This window comes from Candidatus Tisiphia endosymbiont of Parasteatoda lunata (assembly GCF_964030955.1).
Lineage (GTDB): Bacteria > Pseudomonadota > Alphaproteobacteria > Rickettsiales > Rickettsiaceae > Tisiphia.
This window is the reverse complement of record NZ_OZ035003.1, coordinates 491,170-515,861: the sequence shown is the minus strand read 5'-3', so window position 1 is coordinate 515,861 and position 24,692 is coordinate 491,170. Positions and strand designations below refer to the sequence as shown.

The following is a 24,692-nucleotide window of genomic DNA, read 5'->3' as shown; positions in this document are numbered from 1 at the left end:
AAGAGGTAGCTGTGAAAAAAAAGTTATATCATGTCCTTATCGCCGGAGCAGAACATTTGGACGAGTCACCTATTTCACTTTGTACATTTCTACGATTTTGAATACCCCTAATTCTCTCTTTATTAGAATTTTCTCTTACCTCGATTAATCCTTGTATAAGATATTTTAATCTAGAACTTTCAGTATAAAGGATCATATGTTTAAAAAACTTGGTATATTTACCTACTAGCTTATTACCACCATTCCAATACATATCCTCAATCATCGACATCTCGTTAGGTTTTAACTTATCCCAAGACTTGCCATAAATATTTTTTAGCTCTAGGCGATTAACAGCACTCTTACGATCATATATCATTCGAGATTGTTGTATTGTAATAGCTTTATCGCCATTATAAACTTTGTCAAATGATAAAGAACCTTGGAATATTGTCTGCCACACAATTTTTGCTCTTGGATTATCCATGTTAAAGCCTATCCCTATAGTGTTGTATCCCTTAATACGTCAGTTCGGGATAAGATATAGATGAAATAGTAATAGATGAAATAGTAATAGATAAAAGGATTGTCAAAAAGGAGTGCCTGCAGTATTTATATTTTTAAACAAAAAAACAAACTACAGGCATGAGAAAAGATATCACAGAATTATATACAGGAGTTTCGCACTTAGCAAAAAATATGTTAATCTAGCAAGAAAGAGTTTTAGTTAAGCATGGCAAGATCAAAATGTAGCAAAGACTTATATAAATCATTTTTACAAGCAAGTAGCGTAAGATATAGTGGTAAAGCATTATCTGAAGTAAGTCCAATAAACCTATCTCATGATAGTGCAAGTCGATGGTTAAATAGTAAGGATTTCCGCCCTAGCGGGATCTACAGAGAAGTGTCAAAATATATTGATAGGGAAGCTTCTTGTTTATTAGTGGGAGATGACACGTTATTGTCAAAGCAATACAGTAAGAAAATTGAGCTTGTACATTATCAATATTCTGGAGCTGTACATGATGTTATACCTGGTATAGGGATGGTCAACTTACTGCATTACAATGCTAAAACTGATCAATCTACCCCTGTAGATTATAGAATATATGATAAAGAAACTAATGGAAAAACAAAGAATGAGCATTTTTGTGATATGCTTACTTTAGCTAAGGAAAGAGGGATCAATCCTGATGCAGTAGTAATGGATGCGTGGTATAGCGGTTTGGAGAATTTGAAACATATACGTAATTTAGGTTGGACATGGGTTAGTAACCTAAGAAAAAATAGAAAAGTTAATCATAATGTTAGCTTAGAAAGTTTAGAGATTCCTGATGAGGGACTAAAAATTCACCTACGTGGATACGGTTGGGTTACGGTATTTAAGTTTGTGGCAAAAAATGGTCGCATTGATTACATAACAACTAACTTAGAAAATCCAACACGTGAACAAATAGAGAAAATTGTTAAGGCACGGTGGTCTATAGAAGTTTATCATCGAGAATTAAAACAAACTTGTGGTATTGAACGCTGTCAGGCACGCACGGGTCGAGCTCAGAGAAATCATATTTGCCTTGCCGTATTTGCTTGGCTCGATATGAACAAAAGGAGGATAAATGAAAAAATTACTTTATATCAACAAACTTGGGAAGTTATAAAAACATCAATTCAGAACAACATTAGATGCCTTTTAGCTGATTCGCAATTTTGCTAACTGCGAAACTCCTGATATAGTTTTATAGATGATTTTTGTAAAATTTATTTGGAGTATGAACAGAGAAAGTTATTACCATCAAATAAGCAAAGAAATCGCTGTTGTAGCATGAGTCTAAGTGAAATGTTAACAATAATAATTATGTTGCATACATCCTATGCTAAGAATTTTAAATTTTTCTATAAAAGTTATATAGAGTGCATGCATAAGGATGATTTTCCCAAAGCCTTGAGTTATAATAGATTTGTTGAATTAATGGCACGATTATTCATACCGCTAAATATGTTGATTCATTTGTTGTTTGGTGAGGAAACAGGTACAGGAGTTTCGCACTTAGCAAAAAATATGTTAATCTAGCAAGAAAGAGTTTTAGTTAAGCATGGCAAGATCAAAATGTAGCAAAGACTTATATAAATCATTTTTACAAGCAAGTAGCGTAAGATATAGTGGTAAAGCATTATCTGAAGTAAGTCCAATAAACCTATCTCATGATAGTGCAAGTCGATGGTTAAATAGTAAGGATTTCCGCCCTAGCGGGATCTACAGAGAAGTGTCAAAATATATTGATAGGGAAGCTTCTTGTTTATTAGTGGGAGATGACACGTTATTGTCAAAGCAATACAGTAAGAAAATTGAGCTTGTACATTATCAATATTCTGGAGCTGTACATGATGTTATACCTGGTATAGGGATGGTCAACTTACTGCATTACAATGCTAAAACTGATCAATCTACCCCTGTAGATTATAGAATATATGATAAAGAAACTGATGGAAAAACAAAGAATGAGCATTTTTGTGATATGCTTACTTTAGCTAAGGAAAGAGGGATCAATCCTGATGCAGTAGTAATGGATGCGTGGTATAGCGGTTTGGAGAATTTGAAACATATACGTAATTTAGGTTGGACATGGGTTAGTAACCTAAGAAAAAATAGAAAAGTTAATCATAATGTTAGCTTAGAAAGTTTAGAGATTCCTGATGAGGGACTAAAAATTCACCTACGTGGATACGGTTGGGTTACGGTATTTAAGTTTGTGGCAAAAAATGGTCGCATTGATTACATAACAACTAACTTAGAAAATCCAACACGTGAACAAATAGAGAAAATTGTTAAGGCACGGTGGTCTATAGAAGTTTATCATCGAGAATTAAAACAAACTTGTGGTATTGAACGCTGTCAGGCACGCACGGGTCGAGCTCAGAGAAATCATATTTGCCTTGCCGTATTTGCTTGGCTCGATATGAACAAAAGGAGGATAAATGAAAAAATTACTTTATATCAACAAACTTGGGAAGTTATAAAAACATCAATTCAGAACAACATTAGATGCCTTTTAGCTGATTCGCAATTTTGCTAACTGCGAAACTCCTGAGGTATTTATTGTCCCACTTTGGGAGAAAAACCCCGCACTTGCAGTGCGTCGTTTCAACATAAATTTTAAATATCTTATCAAGAAAAGATAAGATATTTTTTAACAAAATCTTACACTTCACAGATATATTCTTTTTGTGTTGTGACACTTTCTAAATGAGCCATACACAAATAGTTTCTAACTTTTAAGTTAGTACATACATGAGGCATTCATGCCGTAATATTAAGCTCTGCACTTGCAGTGCAGAGTGGTTAACTTTATTGACTCTACAACGATTAAAGCTTGTCACAATAAAAGGCGTTATAGCAATAAAGTTTTTAAAGGATTAGCCAAACATAGTAAATCCTCTATGGGGTATTTTTATGGTTTTAAATTACATGTAATAATCAATAATAAAGGGGAGTTTATGGCATTAAAAGTGACCAAAGGCAATGTAGATGATAGGGTTCCAGTACCGGAGTTAACAAAAAGATTAACTGGAATTATAGCAGCTGATAAAGGTTATATTAACCTGAGTTTGACGTAAGAAAGAACATTTGAAAATTAAGAAGGGAGGGATTATAAAGTTCTCTAATAATAATGACAAAATTGGAGAATATATTATGATCCCTCTTACGGAGATTTTCTGCTTAATTGATGATTTTTGCAAGCATTTTGATACGGAGCGAAATAAATATATATTACCAAATCCTAACCGTAAGCGTAAAGTGGGCTGCAGTATAGGACTCTCAGAGATTATTACTATTATAGTAATGTTTCACTTGAGTCACTACCGTACCTTTAAAGATTTTTATTTATGCTGCCTATGCCAAAGTTATAGAAAGGAATTTCCAAAACTTGTGAGCTATAGTCGTTTTGTTCAGTTAATGCCAATGAGCTTCATGCCCATGGTGTTACTGCTAAAAAGCCTAACAGGAAAACAAACTGGTCAATATTATATCGACTCTACTAAACTTCCTGCTTGCCATAATTTAAGAATTAATAGACATAAAGTATTCAAAGACATAGCAAAAAGAGGTAAGACTTCCACTGGGTGGTTCTTTGGCTGTAAGCTACATATTGTCATTAACAGTTGCGGAGAGATTATGAGTTTTTCTTTAACTCCTGGAAATGTCGATGATAGAGCAGTGGTGGAAAATTTAGTAGATAAATTACAAGGCTGGCTTTTTGGTGATCGTGGGTATATCAGTAAAAAACTCACTCAATCCCTTGCTAATCAAGGTTTAGAACTAATAACAAAAATTAAAAGTAATATGAAAGAAAGAATAATAGATCCTATTAAAAAGCAGTTTTTAAATAAAAGGCACATTATTGAAACCATTAATGATCAATTGAAAAACCTTTTTCATATAGACCATACAAGGCATAGATCTGTTATGAATTTTCAAACTAATGTATTAGCTGGGCTACTTGCCTATGTTTTCAAACCTAATAAAATTTCTGTAGCTTTTGGAAAATTAAACAATCTCAACCTTCATCTTGCATCAAACTGAGGTTATATTAAGCAAAATTTGTTCTTAAATTTATATGAAAGAGGCTTAAAAATGATTCATGGAATTAAGAAGAATATGGAAAATAAATTAATGGATTTGAAAGAAAAAATCTTACTTCGAAAGCGTAACTTAATTGAAACAGTTTTTGATTATCTAAAAAATAAAATTAACCTTGAACATACTAGACATAGATCACCAATAAATGCCTTTGTCCATATATTATCTACTCTTGTTGCTTACTCATTAAAGAAAAATAAACCTTCAACAAAATTTGATTTTAATCGTATACCTGCAGCAAAACTGCATAACTTTATCTAATGTTTTTGCTAGTATGAATTTTTTATACATTTGGGTTTCATACTATGCAAATACCATCAATTACTATTGAGCAAGTAGCTCAGCAATTTAAAGCCTGGCGTCAAACTAAAACTAATAAGTTTGATCCTATACCAAACCATCTAAAGGAATTAGTTTACCAATTACTCCATCATTATTCTTACCAAGAGATAGCTAAACATCTTAATATTAATAAAGCAACAATCAGTTCAATTAAAAAAGCCCATGAGCCTACCCTCAAAACTTCTCATGTCTCAACTTCAAATCAAGCTCTACAACAAAATATTAATTTTCTCCCATTTCAACTATTAAATTCTATAGATACCGATCCTGTAGCTGCCCCCAAACAAAATCACTATACTTGTCACATTATTAAACCAAATGGTACCAAACTTATTATCCAAACACTAGAACCAAAAACCATAATTCAGACATTTTTATGCTGCAACTAACCCCGGCGTCAGTTATTTTTGTTGCCACTATTGCCATCGATTTTCGCAAGGGTATCGATGGCTTAATCGCTGTTTGTAGACAAAAACTTTCTTCTGACCCTCTTAATGGTTCCTTGTTTTTATTCTATAATAAAAACAGAACTGCCATTAAAATTTTGTCCTTTGACGGTCAAGGCTTTTGGCTATGCTCTAAACGCCTATCCAAAGGTAAATTTACCGCAAAACTTTTCCCATCTGATAATTCATCTTATCAAATTTGTTATAGAACCTTACACATTCTTATTCATAATGGTGATCCTAGTTCTGCCAAATTCTCTAATGATTGGCTTCCTGTCGTTTAAGCTGCTGTCTCGATTAATTCCGTATTATTCATATATCTTGCATAGGCAAAAGGCGTATAATTCGCAGGACGCTTCTTTGCTTTGCTACTCTGCTCTTGTAGCCAATTTAAATATTTAAAGGCATTGATCTCGTTCTCACTACAAGTCTTTACTATACTATACAGACCACTATGTATCTCAGCACTATTGATTGTTTTAAAGAATAATGAATTCTTCCTTTGTAAAATAATGGTACGCAGTGATCTCTCAGCCCAATTATTATCAAGATTGCTAACTGGGATTTTTAAAAATTGGGTCAAACCTTCTTTATTATTTATCCAATATTTCATAGCTTGTCCAAGCCTACTATTAGGCTCAACTTTCTTGTCGTTAAATAATTCGTCTATTTTGTTATATATGTTTTCTATATATTTACTGCTATGTTCCTGATGATACCCAAGTTTTTCTTCAGGACTCATCTCTTTACATTGATGTTCATTGTGGTAAATCCCTCGTGTTTGTTTGAGAAAATATCCGCATTCTTCAGGGTAATATAGTTCATTCTCTGTAAATTTTCTCTGACCATGTGACAAACAATTGATCATCACTATTATTGCCAGTAATTCTTGATCTGCTTCTGATAATACCGGGTTATTATTGTTACTTGCGTCAGTCATTAATTGGATAGAATCTGTTCTATTCTTACGATTCTTTAGTACGTTACCTATATTTTCTCCACCATGCCTATTACCGGTAAAATATAAAACTATCACCTCATTATTTGCAGTCTTAGCACATATTGTAGTAGTATAACAGCTGCGTCCTTTCTTATTTTGAGTACGTAATTTCTTATTGGCTATAGTAATTTCTAAAATCCTAGCTCTAGTATCATCAAGGTTCAGTGAACTACATTCGGCAGCCATTTCCAATAATACCCCGTAAATTTCAGCTCCACCACCTTCTTGCCAAACATCTAAATATTGTTGCCAGAGCGAGCTATATGCCACAGGAACACCACTTAAACTTTGCAGCCTAGATAAACGGTAGAAAGGAGTACCATAGGTCTTTTGTAACACTATTGCACTTCTGCTACTATTTGTCCATTTGTTGATATTTTTATTGTTCATAACTATATAATCACAAGCATTACAACGTAGCGTTTTCTTTACATATCTGTTGACTGTAATTGGAGCATTACCTGTAAATTGTAGCAATTTTCTAGCTTCACTATTATATAGTTTGCCATTACAACAGTGAGGACAGCTATCACCACTACAAAAATTCTCAGGAGTTAAATAGCTGGTATTCGCATCCTTATAATCATCAAACCCATATTTACCTTGCCAATTACTACGATCTATCTTTTTGGGCTTATCGCACTCTTCTTCATTACCACCATTCCCGTTATCAGATTCACTTGACGGTTCTTTTAATGAATCTGAACTATCTTTTTTTTGTTATCTGCCTTAAAACCAATCAGCATTTCCTTAAGCTTATTTATACTGATATTTGATGATGCTAGCTTGTCTATTAGCTCATTACAAAATTTCACAAGTTCTACTATCGTTTGCTGTTCATCTCCCGTTAATGAACTTTCCTTGACATGTTGTATTAGTTCTTCTCGTTCTTCAGCACTTAAGGTCGCTACTTTTGGTTTTTTCATTTGATTAATTATCATTATTATTAATATTTCAAATGTTATAATATAATTGGTACTTTTTCAACTAGTTTTTATTACAAAACTTACGCTATGTTATCTCAAGTATGACTAAAAACCTTGGCTGAAAGCCATTTTTTCATAGTAAAGAATTTTAATAATATCTCAGTACAAAGCCACTTATCATAAAACATAGCGTAAGTTTTGATTAATCGGTGATATTTGCATAGTAGAAACCCAAATTTATACAATAAATTCATACTAGCAAAAAAATTAGATAGTGTTACGCAGTTTTGCTGCAAGTATACTTTTAATCTACATGTTCACAATATCCTTATCCCGAATTGACGTTTAATGTCTTTATATACTTGTAATATTTCATTTTCATTACCTTTAATAAAAATAAATACCATTTCTTGGTAAAATTGTAGATGTTTTGGGTCAGAAAGATTTAATCCATATAATTTATCCCGTAATTCAGCGGCAAATTTTATACTCACTACCATAAATTTAACTATTATTATCTTGAAAAGATTATTAATAACATGTTTTTAGCTAGCACTAAGTGTTCTAGTAAAAAAAATCATTGACGAGACAATTATATTAAAACATAATCATCTCGATGGTCGTGCAGTTGCGTAAAAATCTATACTAGAATTTACGAGGAAAGTCCGGACTCTACAGAGATATGGTGCTGGTTAACGTCCAGCGGAAGAGTAATCTTTTAGGGAAAGTGCCGCAGAAAATATACCGCCAAACTTTGTTATCAAATTTTGGTAAGGGTGAAATGGTGTGGTAAGAGCATACCGGTAGGTTGGTAACAAGCTACGCATGGTAAACCCCACCAAGAGCAAGATCAAATAGGCATTACAGAACTTACCTGTTCCTAGGCATCTCTGACTAGAAGTAATGTGGGTGGATCGCTTGAGATAAATGGTAATATTTATCCTAGATAAATAACTGCAGTAGATAATAGAAATATTATTTATACAAAATCCGGCTTATAGACCATCATATTTGAAACCTCAGTTTTGGATTAAAATTAAAAATTTTAATCCAAAACTGGCTGGAATATCAGAATAAATTGTGAACATGAATTGCTGTACAGAGTTTTTGCGTAAATATTACCCTGTCATTTTGTGTTTATTCTTAATGTCTTTACATTTTGCCTCTGCCTATCCTGGGGGTATGTCGTTTGATAGTTTTGATCAATATGGGCAGAGTATCAATAAAAACTATTTTTCACATCACCCACCGTTAATGTCAATGGTATGGTCCTTGTTTCATTATATTTACCAAGGTCCGCAGACGATGCTCTTGCTTAATTTAGGACTGTTGGGGGGTGGAGTATTGCTGCTTTTCTATGCTGATTCACAGAATAAATACAGATGGCTTTACTTATTAATACCATTTCTACCTAATATATTATCCCAATCTGGAACAATTTGGAAAGATGTAGCTTTTGCCTTTGCCTTTGGTAGTTTCTTTGTAGTAGCTACTTGTATTTTTCATACTTACCGTCAAAACCCTGCCCCTCTTTGGGTGATTACAGGATTACTATTAATTGTTTTTTATGTTGTTGGTGTTAAATTTCAAGCACAATTTATAGCTCCAATTTTGATTTTGTTTGTATTGTCAATTTATCTTAAAACTAGCTTGTTAATAAGAATAATACTCACCTGCATAATTTCGCTATTAATAATATATGGTAATGCTAAACTTACTAAGCATTTTTCCACTGAAAGTCATGCAGAGCAATTACGTCAATTATTTGATATTGCTGGAGTAAGTGTTGCTATCAATAATGATGATTTAGTGCCAAAATATGTTAAAGAAGACCAAGATTTATATAGTTTTGAGAAGCTTAAAGTTCATTACACTCCTAGATGGGTTGATCCATTAATTTTTGGTGATACTAGGATTTATGCCTCTACAGCAGATCCTATAAAGTTACAAGAAATGGAATCTGCTTATAAACAAGCCATTACTCACTATCCACTAGATTTTCTTAAACATCGTACAATGAATTTTGTTATGTTAATGAAAAACTGGGGATTCTATCATTACGCCTTTATTGAACTTAACGAAGCTCAAAAACATGGTATGGATATTAAAAAGAATTACTTAAAAAATTGGACAATTAAATATTTAAAATTATATCCAAAGATTTTAACAATAAATCTTATTAGTTTTATACTAACATTTGTGTATTTAATATCTATTCTAACAAATAAACAATCTAATAGTCCCGAGAAAGTTATTTTGGCATATATCGTAGCAATATCTATTGTTTTTTCAATAGTACTATTTTTTGCTACCATGGCATGTGATTACCGTTATTACTATGTTATAAGAATTGTAACATTATTTAGCCTGCCGATTTATTTGAAATTCAGGCAATCTAAAAAAAGATGTTATGTATAGCTAACCATAGTAAAATGGCGTCATTGCGAGGAGGCATGAGCCGACGAAGCAATCCATAAAAGTGATTAAAAATGGATTGCTTCGTCTGCTGCATCGCAGCTCCTCGCAATGACGTCTCGAGCTTTTAAACTTGTCCCTATCTATTTAATTCCTTTTTTTTCCTCAACTGGGGAATCTGTTCTTCGGGTTATAGCTACACTTGGAAAAAAATAGCTTTTCCAGCTAGTCTATGCTCATTCAGCAATAGATTTTTTTCTGAATATGTAATATACTTAAACTATTCTAATATTACTTTAATAAATGTAGGTTCTAACTGTGACTAATTTAGATCGTCAAAACTTAATATCTATTAGCATTGAAGATGAGATGAAAGGCTCTTACTTAGATTATGCTATGAGTGTAATCGTTAGTAGAGCCATTCCAGATGTACGTGATGGTCTGAAGCCAGTGCATCGCAGAATCCTTTATGCAATGTATGAAGCATCTAATTACTTTAACAAACCTTATCGTAAATCAGCAAGAACTGTCGGTGATGTAATGGGTAAATACCATCCGCATAGTGATGCTGCAATTTATGACTCATTAGTGAGGCTGGCACAGGACTTTTCTTTAAGAGTACTGCTCGTTGATGGGCAGGGTAATTTTGGTTCAAGAGATGGTGATGCTGCCGCTGCTATGAGGTATACAGAGTCAAGACTTGCTAAAGTTGCTCATACATTGCTTGAAGATATTGATAAAGAAACCATTGATTTTACGCCAAATTATGATGGTTCTGAAAAAGAACCATTGGTACTACCATCAATGTTTCCCAATCTCTTGGTGAACGGAACTAATGGTATTGCTGTTGGCATGGCTACCAATATTCCACCTCATAATCTTGGAGAAATAATAGATGCTTGTTGCCTATATGTTGATAATAATGATGTAGAAATATTAGAACTTATGTCAGTAGTTAAAGGTCCTGACTTTCCTACTGCTGGTATCGTACTTGGTACAAGCGGTATTAGGTCAGCTTATTTAACAGGTAGGGGTAGTATTCTAACTAGAGGACGTAGCGAAATTGAAGAGATTGCTAATAATAGACAGGCTATTATTATTACAGAAATACCATATATGGTTAATAAAGCTAAATTGGTTGAGAAAATTGCCGAACTGGTCAAGGAAAAACGTATTGAAGGTATCAGTGATCTTAGAGATGAATCAAATAAAGATGGTATTCGAGTAGTAATTGAAATAAAGAAAGATGTTGTAGCAGAAGTGGTGCTAAATCAAATATATTCCTATACTCAGCTGCAAACTAGTTTTGGTGTGATTATGTTAGCTCTAAGAGATGGGCTACCAAAAGTTATGAACTTAAAAGAAGTGATAGCTGCTTTTGTCAATTTTAGAGAAATAGTAATAACTCGCAGGACGATATATTTGTTAAATAAGGCTCGTGATAAGGCACATATTTTATTGGGACTAATGATTGCTGTTAGTAGTATTGATGAGGTTATTAGAATAATTAAATCTTCAAATGATCCAGCAAGTGCTAAAGAGCAACTAATGCAAAGAACTTGGGATGCGTCATCTATAATAGATCTAGTAAAACTTGTTGATGATAGAGCAATGATAGCAGATGATGGTAAATGTTATTTTACTGAAACACAAACAAAAGCAATTCTTGAAATGCGATTGCAACGTTTAACTGCTATGGAGAAAAATAAATTAGAAAATGATCTTGCAGAACTAGCTACGGAGATTAGGGGGTATACTGACATTCTAGCATCACGTGAGAAACTTCTAGATATCCTAAAAAATGAGTTAATTAGAATCAAAGATGAATTCGCTACTTCCCGGCTTACTAGCATTGAATTAGGTGACTTTGATCAAGATATTGAGGATCTTATCCAAAGAGAAGAAATGGTTGTGACCGTGACATTGGGCGGTTATATTAAACGTGTACCTCTTGCTACCTATAGAGCACAGAAACGAGGAGGAAAGGGGAGGGCAGGGCTGTCAATGAGGGACGAAGATATTACCACTCAAATATTTGTTGGCAGTACTCACACACCGATGTTGTTTTTCTCAAATACCGGGCAGGTATACAGCTTAAAATTATATAAACTGCCACTTGGTAATCCTCAGAGTAAAGGAAGACCAATAGTCAACATTTTACCTTTAAAAGAAGGAGAACGTATAAATAATATTATGCCATTGCCTGAAAATCAGGATGAGTGGGATAATTTGAATATTATTTTTGCTACAAGCAAAGGTAACATTAGAAGGAATGATTTATCAGACTTTAAACGTATTCAATCAAATGGTAAAATTGCTATTAGGCTTGATGATAATGACCATTTAATAGATGTTAAAGTTTGTAAGGATGAAGACCATGTTTTACTGGCAACCAAAGCTGGTAAAGCTATAAGATTCCCAGCTAGTTCAGTTAGGGTATTTAAAAGCCGTACTTCTGATGGTGTAAGAGGTATGAGGATTGCTGCTAGTGACTACGTTATCTCTATGACAATATTAAAAGGCATAGCATGTACAATGGAGGAAAGGGAAGCCTATTTATCAATTCCTATAGAAAATAGGTTGTTAATCGCTGATGGCAAGGAATTCACTCCAGAAGAATTTGGTGTACAGTTAAATAAAGAACAGATTTTAGAAATGGCTGTTTCAGAAGAATTTATTCTTACTGTTAGTGAAAATGGTTTTGGAAAAAGAAGTTCTGCATACGAATATAGGATTACTAACCGTGGTGGTAGTGGTATTGTTAATATGGATGTGTCTGACAAAACTGGATTAGTTGTTGTAGTAATGCCGGTTGATATGTCTGATGAGTTGATGTTAATTACTAATAATGGCAAACTAATTAGGTGTAAACTTGAATCTGTACGTATAACTGGTCGTAATACTAGTGGTGTAATATTATTCAAAACCGAACAAGGAGAAAAAGTAGTTTCTACCGCATTGATTGCTGATAGCCCTGAGGAAGAGGTGGATGTGGATATATTCGAATGATAATATACTCAGGTAGAACTTCAAGAATTGGCGTTGTCGTGTCTAAAGATATCCGCTGCTCCGTTACTCATGTACGCTACGCTGCTCGACTTTGACACTCCTTTGGTTTAATAGTTGAGCCTAAAACGATAATTTTAAGGCTCTGTACAAATAAGTGTGTAAATTTTTCAAAGGTTATATAAAAATATAATATAACAAAAGGAGAAATTATAATGCACCAAAAACAAAATGAAGCAATGAATCAAGCGATAGATTTATTAATAAATAATGATACAGATATATCAACATTACTTAAAGAGGATGGTTTATTAAAACAATTAACCAAACGGCTTGTAGAGAAGGCATTGCAGTCAGAGATGAATAATCATTTAGGATATGATAAATATTGTCATACTGATAGTGATAATGTTCGTAATGGTAAGAATGTAAAGAATCTAGTAACAAATAATGGAGTTGTAGAGATTGAGGTTCCAAGGGATAGAAGTAGTACATTTGAACCTGCATTAATTCCGAAGCGTCAAAGACGTATTGAAGGATTTGATGATAAAATAATATCATTATACGCTAAAGGAATGAGCTTATCTGATATTAAGATTCAAATGCAAGAATTGTATGGAGCTGACGTTAGCGAAAGTTTGATAAGTCAAATTACTGATGATGTAATTGAGGATGTCAAGATATGGCAAAGCCGACCATTGGATCGAGTATATGCTATAGTATTTTTTGACTGTTTAGTAGTAAAAGTACGTCAAGATAAACGAATTATCAATAAGTCTGTATATGTAGCATTAGGTATTGATTTATCTGGAAGGAAGGATATTTTAGGATTGTGGATCAGTGAAAATGAAGGAGCGAAATTTTGGCTTGGTAATTTTACTGAGATGAAGAACAGAGGTATGCAAGACATGCTTATTGCTTGCAGTGATAATTTAACCGGTATGTCTGAGGCAATAGAAGCAGTTTTTCCGAAAACCGAACATCAATTATGTATTGTACATCAGATTAGAAATAGTTTAAAATATATATCATATAAAGACCGAAAAGAATTAGCGGCTGATTTAAAGCCTATATATACTGCTAGCACAGAGGAAGAAGCACATCTTGCTTTAGAATCTTTTGAAGCTAAATGGAGTAAACAGTATCCACAAATTGCTAAATCTTGGTATGTTCATTGGGAAAATTTAATGGTTTTTCTAGGATACCCTGAGGCGATAAGGAAAGTAATATACACAACTAATAGTGTAGAATCTGTCAATAGCCAATTACGTAAGGTTACTAAGAATAAACGGGTTTTTCCAAATGATAATGCCGTTTTTAAGACCTTGTATTTGGCAATTGATTATATGACCAAGAAATGGGTTATGCCGATTCCAAACTGGAACGCAGCTATGGCTCACTTTTTGATAAAATTTGAAGGTAGAATTTAAGCCCTATGAAAAATTTACACACTTAATTAGAAAGGCTCGGATTTGAAAGAAAAAATCTTACTTCGAAAGCGTAACTTAATTGAAACAGTTTTTGATTATCTAGTCTGTCCGGCAAAACTCTATAAGTCTTATAGATAATAGGGTTTAATGGCAGAAAATAATAAAGAAATCCATAAGAAAATGTTAAAATATGCTAATAAACCTTATGGATTTCAGTCAATATGCCAATAGAAAATATTATCAAATCACAAAAACAAGGAAAACTTTTTGGTTATAAATTAAAAGAAGAATTAAACTCAAATAATAAGCTATATAAATTAAGAGAATTAATAAATTGGTCTGGTCTAGAAGAATGGTTATCAAAAAATGTTTCTATTAAGAGATTTGGTAGAAATAGAAAATGTCATAGAGTGATGCTTGGTGTAACGATGCTACAAGCAATGTATAATTTTTCAGATTCATTAGCAGAGGAAGAACTAAAAGAAAACATGTATTGGCAATATTTCTGTGGGTGGGAATATATAGAAACAGATATAGCGATGTCGGAAACTAGCATAAGAAGATTTCGTAATTTATTAGGTGAATCTGGATATAACGAGATATTAGCAGAGTTGATAAGAGTTGGAATAAGAACTAACACAATTAAAAAAAAAGATTTGGAATTGATAATTGCTGATACAACGGTACAAATTAAGAATATCAAGCACCCACATGATGTTTATTTAATGGATAAAGCTAGGCTTAGTATTGTGAAGCTTTGCCAAAGTTTGGGTATAAGTTTAAACGAAACCTACGCTAGAACCTATAAGCGAGATATAATAAAGCTCTGGAAGTATAAAGAGCATAGCAAAGCCAAGAAGCGTTGGAAAATAATGAAGCATTTAAAAACGTTACTTGGTCGTTTGGTTAGAATATGTGAGCGTGAGATAAAAAATCAGAAATTAAACTTATCTATCAGAGATCAAGAAGTATTGAAAAAAGTAAAACAAATACATAGCCAATCTGTTTTAAAAAGAGAAGAGAAAAAGCAATACAAAGAACAGAATAAAATATTGTATAGTTTTCATGCCCCTGAGGTAGAGTGTATAGGGAAGGGAAAACGAAACAAGCCATATGAGTTTGGCAATAAAGTTGCGGTAGTAGTCAGTGGTCGTAGAAATTTTGTACTGTCAGCAAAATCGTTTCATAATAATCCTTATGATGGTCATACATTGCAGCAGAGTTTTGAAGCGGTAGAAAATGTAACTGGAATAAAGATAAAAAAATCGTTTGTTGATCTTGGTTATACTGGCAGCAATGTTAAAGAGAAGAGTAAGGTATATACCCCAAAAACTCGGAAAAAGTTATTGAAAGAAGACAAGTGTATGATCAGGAGACGCAGTGCTATAGAACCAATAATAGGGCATTTGAAACAATATGGCAGGATGGGCAGAAACTTCTTGAAGGGTGTGATAGGAGATGTGATCAATCCAATAATCTCTGCTATAGGTTTGAATTTACGATGTATTGCCAATCATTTACACATCATGCCTAACTCTACATAAAAAAATTATCATTAAAAAACTTGCTAAACGATTAAAAAAAATCGTTAACAATAAGCTCATGTAAAAATTTTACTAAAACAGAAATTTTTCAATAAAATTGAAAACAATTTTTAATTTTAGTGCAAATATTAGAATTTTTTTTGTAAAAATTTTATTCAATCATAGATTATGGGGGGCTTTAAATATTTTTGGCGGACGGACTATCTAAAAAATAAAATGAACCTTGAACATACTAGACATAGATCACCAATAAATGCCTTTGTCCATATATTATCTACTCTTGTTGCTTACTCATTAAAGAAAAATAAACCTTCAACAAAATTTGATTTTAATCTACATGTTCACAATATCCTTATCCCGAATTGACGTAAATCAATAGATGAGTTTGCGAATTCATGAGACAAGAGAATTATTTCATTCAGTGCTAAGGCAATATTTCTTACTGTTTCTTTTTGTTTTTGTAATAATTCTACCGCTAATGCCACTGTTTCCCTTGCTATCTGTTCAACTTTTTCTTGTGGCACTATAGCTTCTGCTGGTGGTGCTGCTTCCCCTACTGGTAGTGTTGCTCTAGCATCTGCATCTCCCCTTGCTGGTGCTGTGTATACCTGCAGCAAAACTGCATAACTTTATCTAATGTTTTTGCTAGTATGAATTTTTTATACATTTGGGTTTCATACTATGCAAATACCATCAATTACTATTGAGCAAGTAGCTCAGCAATTTAAAGCCTGGCGTCAAACTAAAACTAATAAGTTTGATCCTATACCAAACCATCTAAAGGAATTAGTTTACCAATTACTCCATCATTATTCTTACCAAGAGATAGCTAAACATCTTAATATTAATAAAGCAACAATCAGTTCAATTAAAAAAGCCCATGAGCCTACCCTCAAAACTTCTCCTGTCTCAACTTCAAATCAAGCTCTACAACAAAATATTAATTTTCTCCCATTTCAACTATTAAATTCTATAGATACCGATCCTGTAGCTGCCCCCAAACAAAATCACTATACTTGTCACATTATTAAACCAAATGGTACCAAACTTATTATCCAAACACTAGAACCAAAAACCATAATTCAGACATTTTTATGCTGCAACTAACCCCGGCGTCAGTTATTTTTGTTGCCACTATTGCCATCGATTTTCGCAAGGGTATCGATGGCTTAATCGCTGTTTGTAGACAAAAACTTTCTTCTGACCCTCTTAATGGTTCCTTGTTTTTATTGTCCCACTTTGGGAGAAAAACCCCGCACTTGCAGTGCGTCGTTTCAACATAAATTTTAAATATCTTATCAAGAAAAGATAAGATAAGATATTTTTTTAACAAAATCTTACACTTCACAGATATATTCTTTTTGTGTTGTGACACTTTTTAAATGAACCATACACAAATAGTTTCTAACTTTTAAGTTAGTATATACATTAGGCATTCATGCCGTAATATTAAGCTCTGCACTTGCAGTGCAGAGTGGTTAACTAATAAATCTATCGCTTGATTCATTGCTTCATTTTGTTTTTGGTGCATTATAATTTCTCCTTTTGTTATATTATATTTTTATATAACCTTTGAAAAATTTACACACTTATTTGTACAGAGCCTAAATTTCAGCTCCACCACCTTCTTGCCAAACATCTAAATATTGTTGCCAGAGCGAGCTATATGCCACAGGAACACCACTTAAACTTTGCAGCCTAGATAAACGGTAGAAAGGAGTACCATAGGTCTTTTGTAACACTATTGCACTTCTGCTACTATTTGTCCATTTGTTGATATTTTTATTGTTCATAACTATATAATCACAAGCATTACAACGTAGCGTTTTCTTTACATATCTGTTGACTGTAATTGGAGCATTACCTGTAAATTGTAGCAATTTTCTAGCTTCACTATTATATAGTTTGCCATTACAACAGTGAGGACAGCTATCACCACTACAAAAATTCTCAGGAGTTAAATAGCTGGTATTCGCATCCTTATAATCATCAAACCCATATTTACCTTGCCAATTACTACGATCTATCTTTTTGGGCTTATCGCACTCTTCTTCATTACCACCATTCCCGTTATCAGATTCACTTGGCGGTTCTTTTAATGAATCTGAACTATCTTTTTTTTGTTATCTGCCTTAAAACCAATCAGCATTTCCTTAAGCTTATTTATACTGATATTTGATGATGCTAGCTTGTCTATTAGCTCATTACAAAATTTCACAAGTTCTACTATCGTTTGCTGTTCATCTCCCGTTAATGAACTTTCCTTGACATGTTGTATTAGTTCTTCTCGTTCTTCAGCACTTAAGGTCGCTACTTTTGGTTTTTTCATTTGATTAATTATCATTATTATTAATATTTCAAATGTTATAATATAACTGATACTTTTTCAACTAGTTTTTATTACAAAACTTACGCTATGTTATCTCAAGTATGACTAAAAACCTTGGCTGAAAGCCATTTTTTCATAGTAAAGAATTTTAATAATATCTCAGTACAAAGCCACTTATCATAAAACATAGCGTAAGTTTTGATTAATCGGTGATATTTGCATAGTAGAAACCCAAATTTATACAATAAATTCATACTAGCAAAAAAATTAGATAGTGTTACGCAGTTTTGCTGCAAGTATACGTTGCTCTAGCAGCTGCATCTCCCCTTGCTGGTGCTGTTCCAGCAGCTCTATCTCGCCTTGCTGGTACTGTTCCAGCATCTCCATCTTCCCCTTCTGGTACTGTTCCAACAGCTCCATCTCTCCTTGCTGGAGCTGCTGCCCCAGCAGCTCCATCTCCCCTTGCTGGCAGTACTTCAACAGCTCCATCTTCCCCTGCTGGTGCTACTCCAACAGCTCCATCTCCCCTTGCTGGCGGTACTCCATTATTAGGAAATAGAAGTGGGGCAGGATTATATCCTGATCCAACTCCTTCTAATCCTGCTTGTTGTGGTACATTAGTTACTGGCACTATTGGTTGTTGTCCATCGGTTGTATTCTTTTTATTTTTTCTATATTCACATAAGGTTCATCAGGGGCTATATCATCATAAAATTCAGAGGAAGTAAATTCAACATTCAGCTCTTCTAGTTCGAATTCATTTTGCCCTTGTGTTTTTTTACGAAAAAATTTAGCCGCATTAGTTAGGTAAGAATTGGGTCGGTTAACACCCAAATGTTTTTTAAACTGTTCCAATGCTCGTTTTTCATTAATAACCAATGGAGTATTAAAAAGTTCTACAGCCTTATGCCTAGAGGAATCACCAGTTCCATATACCGTAATTGGTATAATAATTACAGTCCCTAATGCAGATATTACAAATAGCACCTTTGCTATAAGTATTTTAACCTTAGATAAGCACATAGAACCTGTTTTAATAGGTTAAAATATAATAATTGGTATAGAATAGTAGAAAAGAAACCTATAATTGTCTAGCTAATATTACAGTAACACAAGGGATTTGTGAAATAATCATTGACGAGCAGATTATATTAAAACATAATCGCCCCCAAATTTATATGAGAGGTACAATGAAATTATCTGATTTTGATTTTACCTTACCGACTGAGTTAATCGCTCAGAAACCAGAAAAAAAACGAGAGAACTCTAATTTATTGGCAGTAGCACCAAACAAAAACTTAGTGCAGACCAAGTTTTATGATATAATTGACTATCTATGCCCTGGTGATTTAATGGTATTTAATGATACTAAAGTTATTAAAGCCAAATTGCTATTGAATAAAGATGGAAAAAAGATCGATTTATACCTAAATAAGCCAATAAGTGATAATTATTGGCATGGCTTTGCCAAGCCGTCCAAAAGACTTGATATTGAAGATCAGTTTGATTTTGCTGGTAATAAGATTATTATAAGTAAAAAACTTGGGATGGGACAGGTTGAAGTCACGTTTGTTCTAGATAATATTTCAGTTTTTGAATTTCTAGAGAAATATGGTGAAATCCCGCTACCTCCTTATATAAAGAGGCACGAAAATTTACTAGAGGATAATAATAGATATCAAACAGTCTATAGTAAAAAACCTGGAGCAGTAGCCTCCCCAACTGCAGGGCTACATTTCTCTGATGAATTACTTGCATTAATTAAAGCAAAAAATATTGAAACTGCTTTTATTGTCCCACTTTGGGAGAAAAACCCCGCACTTGCAGTGCGTCGTTTCAACATAAATTTTAAATATCTTATCAAGAAAAGATAGGATATTTTTTAACAAAATCTTACACTTCACAGATATATTCTTTTTGTGTTGTGACACTTTCTAAATGAGCCATACACAAATAGTTTCTAACTTTTAAGTTAGTACATACATTAGGCATTCATGCCGTAATATTAAGCTCTGCACTTGCAGTGCAGAGTGGTTAACTAGACCGAGATTTAAATTTCAAATTGTTGATATGTTAGTTACCAATTTCCATTTACCAAAATCAACATTATTCATGTTAGTTTGTGCCTTTGCTGGTTATAAGGAAATAACTGATATCTACAAATATGCTATAGATACGAGAATGCGGTTTTTTAGTTATGGTGATGCGATGCTTCTTTATAGAAAGCTAGAAGAAAGATAAGAATTATTAATTCTTATCTTTCTTACAAAGAATTCTTAAGGCTTTAAAAGCATTAAGAACTATCCATGGTAAAAATACAAAATATGCCGCTTTTCTATTCATATAGCAATATTCAGACCAACTGCTTAAAGGTTTGTTATCGTAAATATCTACGATAATAAATATAATTGTTATTCCTAACCAGCTACATTAGATTTTGCCACATTATTGCTATATAGTCTCCCCGTCAAAAGTCTAGAAGGATAATATATAATATGCTTAGCAGATAAAAATATATAGAGAATCCATAAGAAAAAGCTATAATATTGGCAAAAAACTTAAGGATTATCTGATTAATGCCGATAGAAAATATAACAAAGTTGCAAAGACAAGGACAACTTTTTGGTTACAAACTGACCGAAGAATTAAACCACAATAATAAATTATATAAATTAAGATCATTAATAAATTGGTCTAGTTTAGAGGAATGGTTGTCAGCAAATGTTGATATTAAGAAATTTGGTAGGAATCGCAGATGTCACCGCCTGTTACTTGGGGTGACTATGCTGCAAGCGATGTATAACCTGTCAGATGCAGCGACTGAGGAAGAGTTAAGAGAGAACGTATATTGGCAGTATTTTTGTGGTTGGGAATATTTGCAGAAAGATGCTGAAATATCAGAAGCTAGTATCCGTCGGTTTCGTACTATATTAGGAGAAGATGGCTACAATGAGATATTAAAGGAGCTGATAAGAATCGGATGTAAAGCAGGTGTAGTAAAAAAAAAGACTTAGCATCGATAATAGTTGATACTACTGTACAAATTAAGAATATTAAGTATCCCCATGATGTGTACTTGATGGATAAGGCAAGAATAGAGCTAGTAAAGCTATGTCATGCCTTAGGCATCAAGTTAAATGAAACATATGCCAAGCAATATAAAAGAGATATATTAAAATTATGGAAATATAAGGATAATAGTAAAGCCAAGAAGCATAAGAAAATAATGAGGCATTTAAAAGTATTACTGGGTCGTTTAGTTAGGATATGTCAGCGAGAAATAGCTAAAGCAAAGTTAAGTTTATCGGCAAGACAACAAGAAATACTGAATAAGATAAAAAAGATACAAGTACAATCTATATTGAGTAAAGCAGAAAAAGAACAATATAAAGAAGAGAATAAAATATTATATAGTTTTCATGCACCGGAGGTAGAGTGCATTGGTAAAGGGAAATTAAACAAGCCATACGAGTTTGGTAATAAGGTTTCGATAGCAGTAAGTGGTCGGGGTAACTTTGTATTAGGGACAAAATCTTTTCATGGCAATCCATATGATGGGCATACATTATCGGAGACTATAGAGATTGTAAAAGAATTAACAGGAGTTGAAGTAGCAAGAACCTTTGTTGACTCAGGTTACAAGGGGAATAATTTTAAGGAGAAGGGCAAAGTGTATAGCCCATATTGCAAGAAGAAACTATCGTCAGATGATAAGGCAATGCTCAAGAGACGGAGTGCCATAGAACCGATAATAGGGCATCTTAAAAGTTATGGTAGAGTTGGCAGAAACTACCTGAAAGGGGTAATAGGAGATGTCATTAATCCGTTAATTTCCGCTGTAGGATTGAACTTACGGTGTATTGCGAATCATTTACTCAAAACAAATTTTTCTACATAGAAATTAGTCAGTAAAAAAATAATCAAATAATTACAAAATCGTTAATAAATCATCATGCAAAAATTCTCTAAAAATCATCTTTTTGTACCAAAAATTTAAATCAAAAAAATTAAACTCTCAAATTTTATACAAAAATTTTTGGCTAAGGTATTAAATTTTGAATTTTTCTTAATTTTTAGCACTTTTGACGGGGAGACTAGATAGTCTGTCCGGCAAAACTCTATAAGTCTTATAGATAATAGGGTTTAATGGCAGAAAATAATAAAGAAATCCATAAGAAAATGTTAAAATATGCTAATAAACCTTATGGATTTCAGTCAATATGCCAATAGAAAATATTATCAAATCACAAAAACAAGGAAAACTTTTTGGTTATAAATTAAAAGAAGAATTAAACTCAAATAATAAGCTATATAACCCCAGTTGCCAATTAAATAGGAGAGATGAAAGGTAGATTTTAAAAGGGACATAGGTTATTTTATCTTTTTCAACCAATAACAAAATAACCTATGAAAAAAGATTTTACCGCAATTTACTGTTTTGTCGACGATTTTATAAAGAATTTGGAAAATAATTTGCCTACAATTAATAGTAGTAAATTTAAACCTGGTGTAAGTAATTATTTATCAATAAGCGAAGTAGTAACCATATTAATTGGTTAATATGATTCATATTGTGATTGTTTTAAGCATTATTACAAACAAGTAATCTTACATAATTATACAGAAGATTTTAAACTTGTTAGCTATGAACATTTTACTAAATTGATAGGTAGAAGTATGCCTTATTTAGCAATATTACTGAATCATTTGCTTGCTGAATGCACAGGTCTGTCTTTTGTAGATGCTACAGGTATAGCCGTATGTAAGAATTATCGTATAAGTTCACATAAGGTTTTTAAAGGAATAGCGGCAAGAGGAAAAACCACTAAGGGGTGGTTTTATGGACTAAAGTTACATTTAATCATAGATACCGAAGGTAATCTGATAAAGGTATCTTTCAGCAGTGGTAATAAGGATGATAGGAAAGGGCTTAAAGGAATGATATCTGGTATATATGGCAAAGTTTTTGGCGATCGCGGTTATATATCTAAAGAATTATTTGATGATTTGCATGACAAAGGCATCCAACTTATTACTCGGGTTAAAAAGAATATGAAAAATATATTACTCCCTATTACAGATAAGGTTATGTTGCTCAAAAGAACTTTGATAGAAACCGTAATAGGCAAACTTAAATTTCTTGATAAATTGGAGCATTCTAGACATAGATCAGTTACAAATGCATTTAGTCATATGCTATCCTGCCTAATCAATTATCAGTTGCTAGAAAACAAACCTTCTATCAAAACTTTGCTGCCTATAGAACTTTTTGATATACCAAATTAATTGGCAACTAGGGTTATATAAATTAAGAGAATTAATAAATTAGTCTGGTCTAGAAGAATGGTTATCAAAAAATGTTTCTATTAAGAGATTTGGTAGAAATAGAAAATGTCATAGAGTGATGCTTGGTGTAACGATGCTACAAGCAATGTATAATTTTTCAGATTCATTAGCAGAGGAAGAACTAAAAGAAAACATGTATTGGCAATATTTCTGTGGGTGGGAATATATAGAAACAGATATAGCGATGTCGGAAACTAGCATAAGAAGATTTCGTAATTTATTAGGTGAATCTGGATATAACGAGATATTAGCAGAGTTGATAAGAGTTGGAATAAGAACTAACACAATTAAAAAAAAAGATTTGGAATTGATAATTGCTGATACAACGGTACAAATTAAGAATATCAAGCACCCACATGATGTTTATTTAATGGATAAAGCTAGGCTTAGTATTGTGAAGCTTTGCCAAAGTTTGGGTATAAGTTTAAACGAAACCTACGCTAGAACCTATAAGCGAGATATAATAAAGCTCTGGAAGTATAAAGAGCATAGCAAAGCCAAGAAGCGTTGGAAAATAATGAAGCATTTAAAAACGTTACTTGGTCGTTTGGTTAGAATATGTGAGCGTGAGATAAAAAATCAGAAATTAAACTTATCTATCAGAGATCAAGAAGTATTGAAAAAAGTAAAACAAATACATAGCCAATCTGTTTTAAAAAGAGAAGAGAAAAAGCAATACAAAGAACAGAATAAAATATTGTATAGTTTTCATGCCCCTGAGGTAGAGTGTATAGGGAAGGGAAAACGAAACAAGCCATATGAGTTTGGCAATAAAGTTGCGGTAGTAGTCAGTGGTCGTAGAAATTTTGTACTGTCAGCAAAATCGTTTCATAATAATCCTTATGATGGTCATACATTGTAGCAGAGTTTTGAAGCGGTAGAAAATGTAACTGGAATAAAGATAAAAAAATCGTTTGTTGATCTTGGTTATACTGGCAGCAATGTTAAAGAGAAGAGTAAGGTATATACCCCAAAAACTCGGAAAAAGTTATTGAAAGAAGACAAGTGTATGATCAGGAGACGCAGTGCTATAGAACCAATAATAGGGCATTTGAAACAATATGGCAGGATGGGCAGAAACTTCTTGAAGGGTGTGATAGGAGATGTGATCAATCCAATAATCTCTGCTATAGGTTTGAATTTACGATGTATTGCCAATCATTTACACATCATGCCTAACTCTACATAAAAAAATTATCATTAAAAAACTTGCTAAACGATTAAAAAAAATCGTTAACAATAAGCTCATGTAAAAATTTTACTAAAACAGAAATTTTTCAATAAAATTGA

Annotated in this window: 30 protein-coding genes, 1 other RNA gene and 2 pseudogenes; 23 read left to right on the top strand and 10 right to left on the bottom strand. The window is 32.9% G+C overall.

Annotation, left to right across the window (positions count from 1 at the left end; genetic code table 11):
- Positions 1-28 precede the first annotated feature (28 nt).
- The gene (locus AAHN00_RS03080; protein ID WP_342272089.1) at positions 29-466 is read right to left on the bottom strand and encodes a hypothetical protein; all 438 of its coding nucleotides are present in this window, start codon (positions 464-466) and stop codon (positions 29-31) included.
- Positions 467-712: 246 nt separating this feature from the next.
- Between AAHN00_RS03080 and AAHN00_RS03075 the strand changes: the two genes are divergently transcribed.
- Genes AAHN00_RS03075 through AAHN00_RS03065 form a run of 3 tightly spaced genes read left to right on the top strand, consistent with a single transcriptional unit; the run spans position 713 to position 3,053 of the window.
- Positions 713-1,693, top strand: coding sequence for a transposase (locus tag AAHN00_RS03075; RefSeq protein WP_342272088.1), 981 nt, complete (start codon positions 713-715; stop codon positions 1,691-1,693).
- 48 nt (positions 1,694-1,741) lie between these two features.
- Complete coding sequence (locus AAHN00_RS03070; RefSeq protein WP_342272087.1) at positions 1,742-2,050, top strand: hypothetical protein; 309 nt, start codon at positions 1,742-1,744, stop codon at positions 2,048-2,050.
- Positions 2,051-2,072: 22 nt separating this feature from the next.
- Positions 2,073-3,053, top strand: a complete 981-nt coding sequence (locus AAHN00_RS03065) for a transposase (protein WP_342271025.1) — start codon at positions 2,073-2,075, stop codon at positions 3,051-3,053.
- On the opposite strand, the gene AAHN00_RS03060 is transcribed toward AAHN00_RS03065, so the two are convergent.
- A complete protein-coding gene (locus AAHN00_RS03060; protein ID WP_342272086.1) occupies positions 3,019-3,216 on the bottom strand; it encodes a hypothetical protein in 198 nt (65 codons plus the stop codon). The two genes, AAHN00_RS03065 and AAHN00_RS03060, sit on opposite strands and share 35 nt — an antisense overlap.
- A 99-nt stretch (positions 3,217-3,315) precedes the next feature.
- On the opposite strand from AAHN00_RS03060, the gene AAHN00_RS03055 reads away from it, so the two are divergent.
- The 5 genes from AAHN00_RS03055 (at position 3,316) to tnpB (AAHN00_RS03035) (ending at position 5,690) form a co-directional block, all read left to right on the top strand.
- Positions 3,316-3,594 (top strand): transposase, encoded by a 279-nt coding sequence (locus tag AAHN00_RS03055; RefSeq protein WP_410521407.1) that lies wholly within the window; start codon positions 3,316-3,318, stop codon positions 3,592-3,594.
- A 76-nt stretch (positions 3,595-3,670) separates the two neighbouring features.
- Entirely contained in the window at positions 3,671-4,561 is an 891-nt protein-coding gene (locus AAHN00_RS03050; protein WP_342270939.1) for an IS982 family transposase, read from the top strand.
- A gap of 6 nt (positions 4,562-4,567) precedes the next feature.
- Complete coding sequence (locus AAHN00_RS03045) at positions 4,568-4,879, top strand: transposase (protein ID WP_342272556.1); 312 nt, start codon at positions 4,568-4,570, stop codon at positions 4,877-4,879.
- Positions 4,880-4,923: 44 nt separating this feature from the next.
- Positions 4,924-5,349, top strand: a complete 426-nt coding sequence (locus tag AAHN00_RS03040) for a hypothetical protein (protein WP_342272085.1) — start codon at positions 4,924-4,926, stop codon at positions 5,347-5,349.
- The gene (gene tnpB, locus AAHN00_RS03035; RefSeq protein ID WP_341752109.1) at positions 5,337-5,690 is read left to right on the top strand and encodes an IS66 family insertion sequence element accessory protein TnpB; all 354 of its coding nucleotides are present in this window, start codon (positions 5,337-5,339) and stop codon (positions 5,688-5,690) included. The genes AAHN00_RS03040 and tnpB (AAHN00_RS03035) overlap by 13 nt, the downstream gene beginning before the upstream one ends.
- Here tnpB (AAHN00_RS03035) and AAHN00_RS03030 read toward each other — a convergent pair.
- From AAHN00_RS03030 to AAHN00_RS03020, 3 genes are all read right to left on the bottom strand, one after another.
- A complete protein-coding gene (locus AAHN00_RS03030; protein ID WP_342270935.1) occupies positions 5,687-6,883 on the bottom strand; it encodes an IS66 family transposase in 1,197 nt (398 codons plus the stop codon). The genes tnpB (AAHN00_RS03035) and AAHN00_RS03030 overlap by 4 nt on opposite strands.
- 215 nt (positions 6,884-7,098) lie before the next feature.
- Positions 7,099-7,332: a hypothetical protein gene (locus tag AAHN00_RS03025; protein ID WP_250310741.1), complete on the bottom strand. Its 234-nt coding sequence runs from the start codon at positions 7,330-7,332 to the stop codon at positions 7,099-7,101.
- Between the two features lie 317 nt (positions 7,333-7,649).
- Positions 7,650-7,832, bottom strand: a complete 183-nt coding sequence (locus AAHN00_RS03020) for a hypothetical protein (RefSeq protein WP_342272084.1) — start codon at positions 7,830-7,832, stop codon at positions 7,650-7,652.
- Positions 7,833-7,944: 112 nt separating this feature from the next.
- On the opposite strand from AAHN00_RS03020, the gene rnpB reads away from it, so the two are divergent.
- The 6 genes from rnpB (at position 7,945) to AAHN00_RS02990 (ending at position 16,093) form a co-directional block, all read left to right on the top strand.
- Positions 7,945-8,346: RNase P RNA component class A (gene rnpB, locus AAHN00_RS03015), an RNA gene on the top strand.
- 93 nt (positions 8,347-8,439) lie between these two features.
- Positions 8,440-9,750 (top strand): hypothetical protein, encoded by a 1,311-nt coding sequence (locus tag AAHN00_RS03010; protein ID WP_342272083.1) that lies wholly within the window; start codon positions 8,440-8,442, stop codon positions 9,748-9,750.
- Positions 9,751-10,065: 315 nt separating this feature from the next.
- Positions 10,066-12,756, top strand: coding sequence for a DNA topoisomerase (ATP-hydrolyzing) subunit A (gyrA, locus tag AAHN00_RS03005; RefSeq protein ID WP_342272082.1), 2,691 nt, complete (start codon positions 10,066-10,068; stop codon positions 12,754-12,756).
- A gap of 212 nt (positions 12,757-12,968) precedes the next feature.
- Positions 12,969-14,183: an IS256 family transposase gene (locus AAHN00_RS03000; protein WP_342272081.1), complete on the top strand. Its 1,215-nt coding sequence runs from the start codon at positions 12,969-12,971 to the stop codon at positions 14,181-14,183.
- Positions 14,184-14,404: 221 nt separating this feature from the next.
- Positions 14,405-15,727, top strand: a complete 1,323-nt coding sequence (locus tag AAHN00_RS02995; RefSeq protein WP_342271031.1) for an IS5 family transposase — start codon at positions 14,405-14,407, stop codon at positions 15,725-15,727.
- Between the two features lie 168 nt (positions 15,728-15,895).
- Positions 15,896-16,093, top strand: coding sequence for a hypothetical protein (locus AAHN00_RS02990; protein WP_342272080.1), 198 nt, complete (start codon positions 15,896-15,898; stop codon positions 16,091-16,093).
- On the opposite strand, the gene AAHN00_RS02985 is transcribed toward AAHN00_RS02990, so the two are convergent.
- Positions 16,069-16,344: a hypothetical protein gene (locus AAHN00_RS02985; RefSeq protein WP_342272079.1), complete on the bottom strand. Its 276-nt coding sequence runs from the start codon at positions 16,342-16,344 to the stop codon at positions 16,069-16,071. The genes AAHN00_RS02990 and AAHN00_RS02985 overlap by 25 nt on opposite strands.
- A 64-nt stretch (positions 16,345-16,408) precedes the next feature.
- On the opposite strand from AAHN00_RS02985, the gene AAHN00_RS02980 reads away from it, so the two are divergent.
- Positions 16,409-16,834, top strand: a complete 426-nt coding sequence (locus AAHN00_RS02980; RefSeq protein WP_342271013.1) for a hypothetical protein — start codon at positions 16,409-16,411, stop codon at positions 16,832-16,834.
- Entirely contained in the window at positions 16,822-17,010 is a 189-nt protein-coding gene (tnpB, locus tag AAHN00_RS14985; protein ID WP_342271559.1) for an IS66 family insertion sequence element accessory protein TnpB, read from the top strand. The genes AAHN00_RS02980 and tnpB (AAHN00_RS14985) overlap by 13 nt, the downstream gene beginning before the upstream one ends.
- Before the next feature lie 321 nt (positions 17,011-17,331).
- Here tnpB (AAHN00_RS14985) and AAHN00_RS02970 read toward each other — a convergent pair whose 3' ends face one another.
- From AAHN00_RS02970 to AAHN00_RS02955, 4 genes are all read right to left on the bottom strand, one after another.
- Positions 17,332-17,607, bottom strand: coding sequence for a hypothetical protein (locus AAHN00_RS02970; protein WP_342272078.1), 276 nt, complete (start codon positions 17,605-17,607; stop codon positions 17,332-17,334).
- Positions 17,608-17,822: 215 nt separating this feature from the next.
- The gene (locus AAHN00_RS02965) at positions 17,823-18,056 is read right to left on the bottom strand and encodes a hypothetical protein (protein WP_250310741.1); all 234 of its coding nucleotides are present in this window, start codon (positions 18,054-18,056) and stop codon (positions 17,823-17,825) included.
- Positions 18,057-18,333: 277 nt separating this feature from the next.
- The gene (locus tag AAHN00_RS02960; RefSeq protein ID WP_342272077.1) at positions 18,334-18,687 is read right to left on the bottom strand and encodes a hypothetical protein; all 354 of its coding nucleotides are present in this window, start codon (positions 18,685-18,687) and stop codon (positions 18,334-18,336) included.
- Positions 18,687-19,079, bottom strand: a complete 393-nt coding sequence (locus AAHN00_RS02955) for a hypothetical protein (protein ID WP_342272076.1) — start codon at positions 19,077-19,079, stop codon at positions 18,687-18,689. The genes AAHN00_RS02960 and AAHN00_RS02955 overlap by 1 nt, the downstream gene beginning before the upstream one ends.
- A 167-nt stretch (positions 19,080-19,246) precedes the next feature.
- Here AAHN00_RS02955 and queA point away from each other — a divergent pair.
- The 7 genes and pseudogenes from queA to AAHN00_RS02910 all read left to right on the top strand — a co-directional run bounded on the left by queA (position 19,247) and on the right by AAHN00_RS02910 (position 24,591).
- Positions 19,247-20,297: pseudogene (gene queA / locus AAHN00_RS14980) on the top strand (tRNA preQ1(34) S-adenosylmethionine ribosyltransferase-isomerase QueA).
- A gap of 335 nt (positions 20,298-20,632) precedes the next feature.
- Positions 20,633-21,070: a transposase gene (locus tag AAHN00_RS02935; protein ID WP_342270975.1), complete on the top strand. Its 438-nt coding sequence runs from the start codon at positions 20,633-20,635 to the stop codon at positions 21,068-21,070.
- A 65-nt stretch (positions 21,071-21,135) separates the two neighbouring features.
- Positions 21,136-21,954: a transposase gene (locus AAHN00_RS02930; protein ID WP_342272730.1), complete on the top strand. Its 819-nt coding sequence runs from the start codon at positions 21,136-21,138 to the stop codon at positions 21,952-21,954.
- Between the two features lie 322 nt (positions 21,955-22,276).
- Positions 22,277-22,408: a hypothetical protein gene (locus AAHN00_RS02925; RefSeq protein WP_342272074.1), complete on the top strand. Its 132-nt coding sequence runs from the start codon at positions 22,277-22,279 to the stop codon at positions 22,406-22,408.
- Between the two features lie 232 nt (positions 22,409-22,640).
- Positions 22,641-23,342, top strand: a pseudogene (locus AAHN00_RS02920) (IS982 family transposase); the annotation flags it as partial.
- 79 nt (positions 23,343-23,421) lie between these two features.
- Positions 23,422-24,264, top strand: a complete 843-nt coding sequence (locus AAHN00_RS02915) for a transposase (protein WP_342272729.1) — start codon at positions 23,422-23,424, stop codon at positions 24,262-24,264.
- Between the two features lie 129 nt (positions 24,265-24,393).
- Positions 24,394-24,591: a hypothetical protein gene (locus AAHN00_RS02910; protein ID WP_342271377.1), complete on the top strand. Its 198-nt coding sequence runs from the start codon at positions 24,394-24,396 to the stop codon at positions 24,589-24,591.
- Positions 24,592-24,692: the final 101 nt, after the last annotated feature.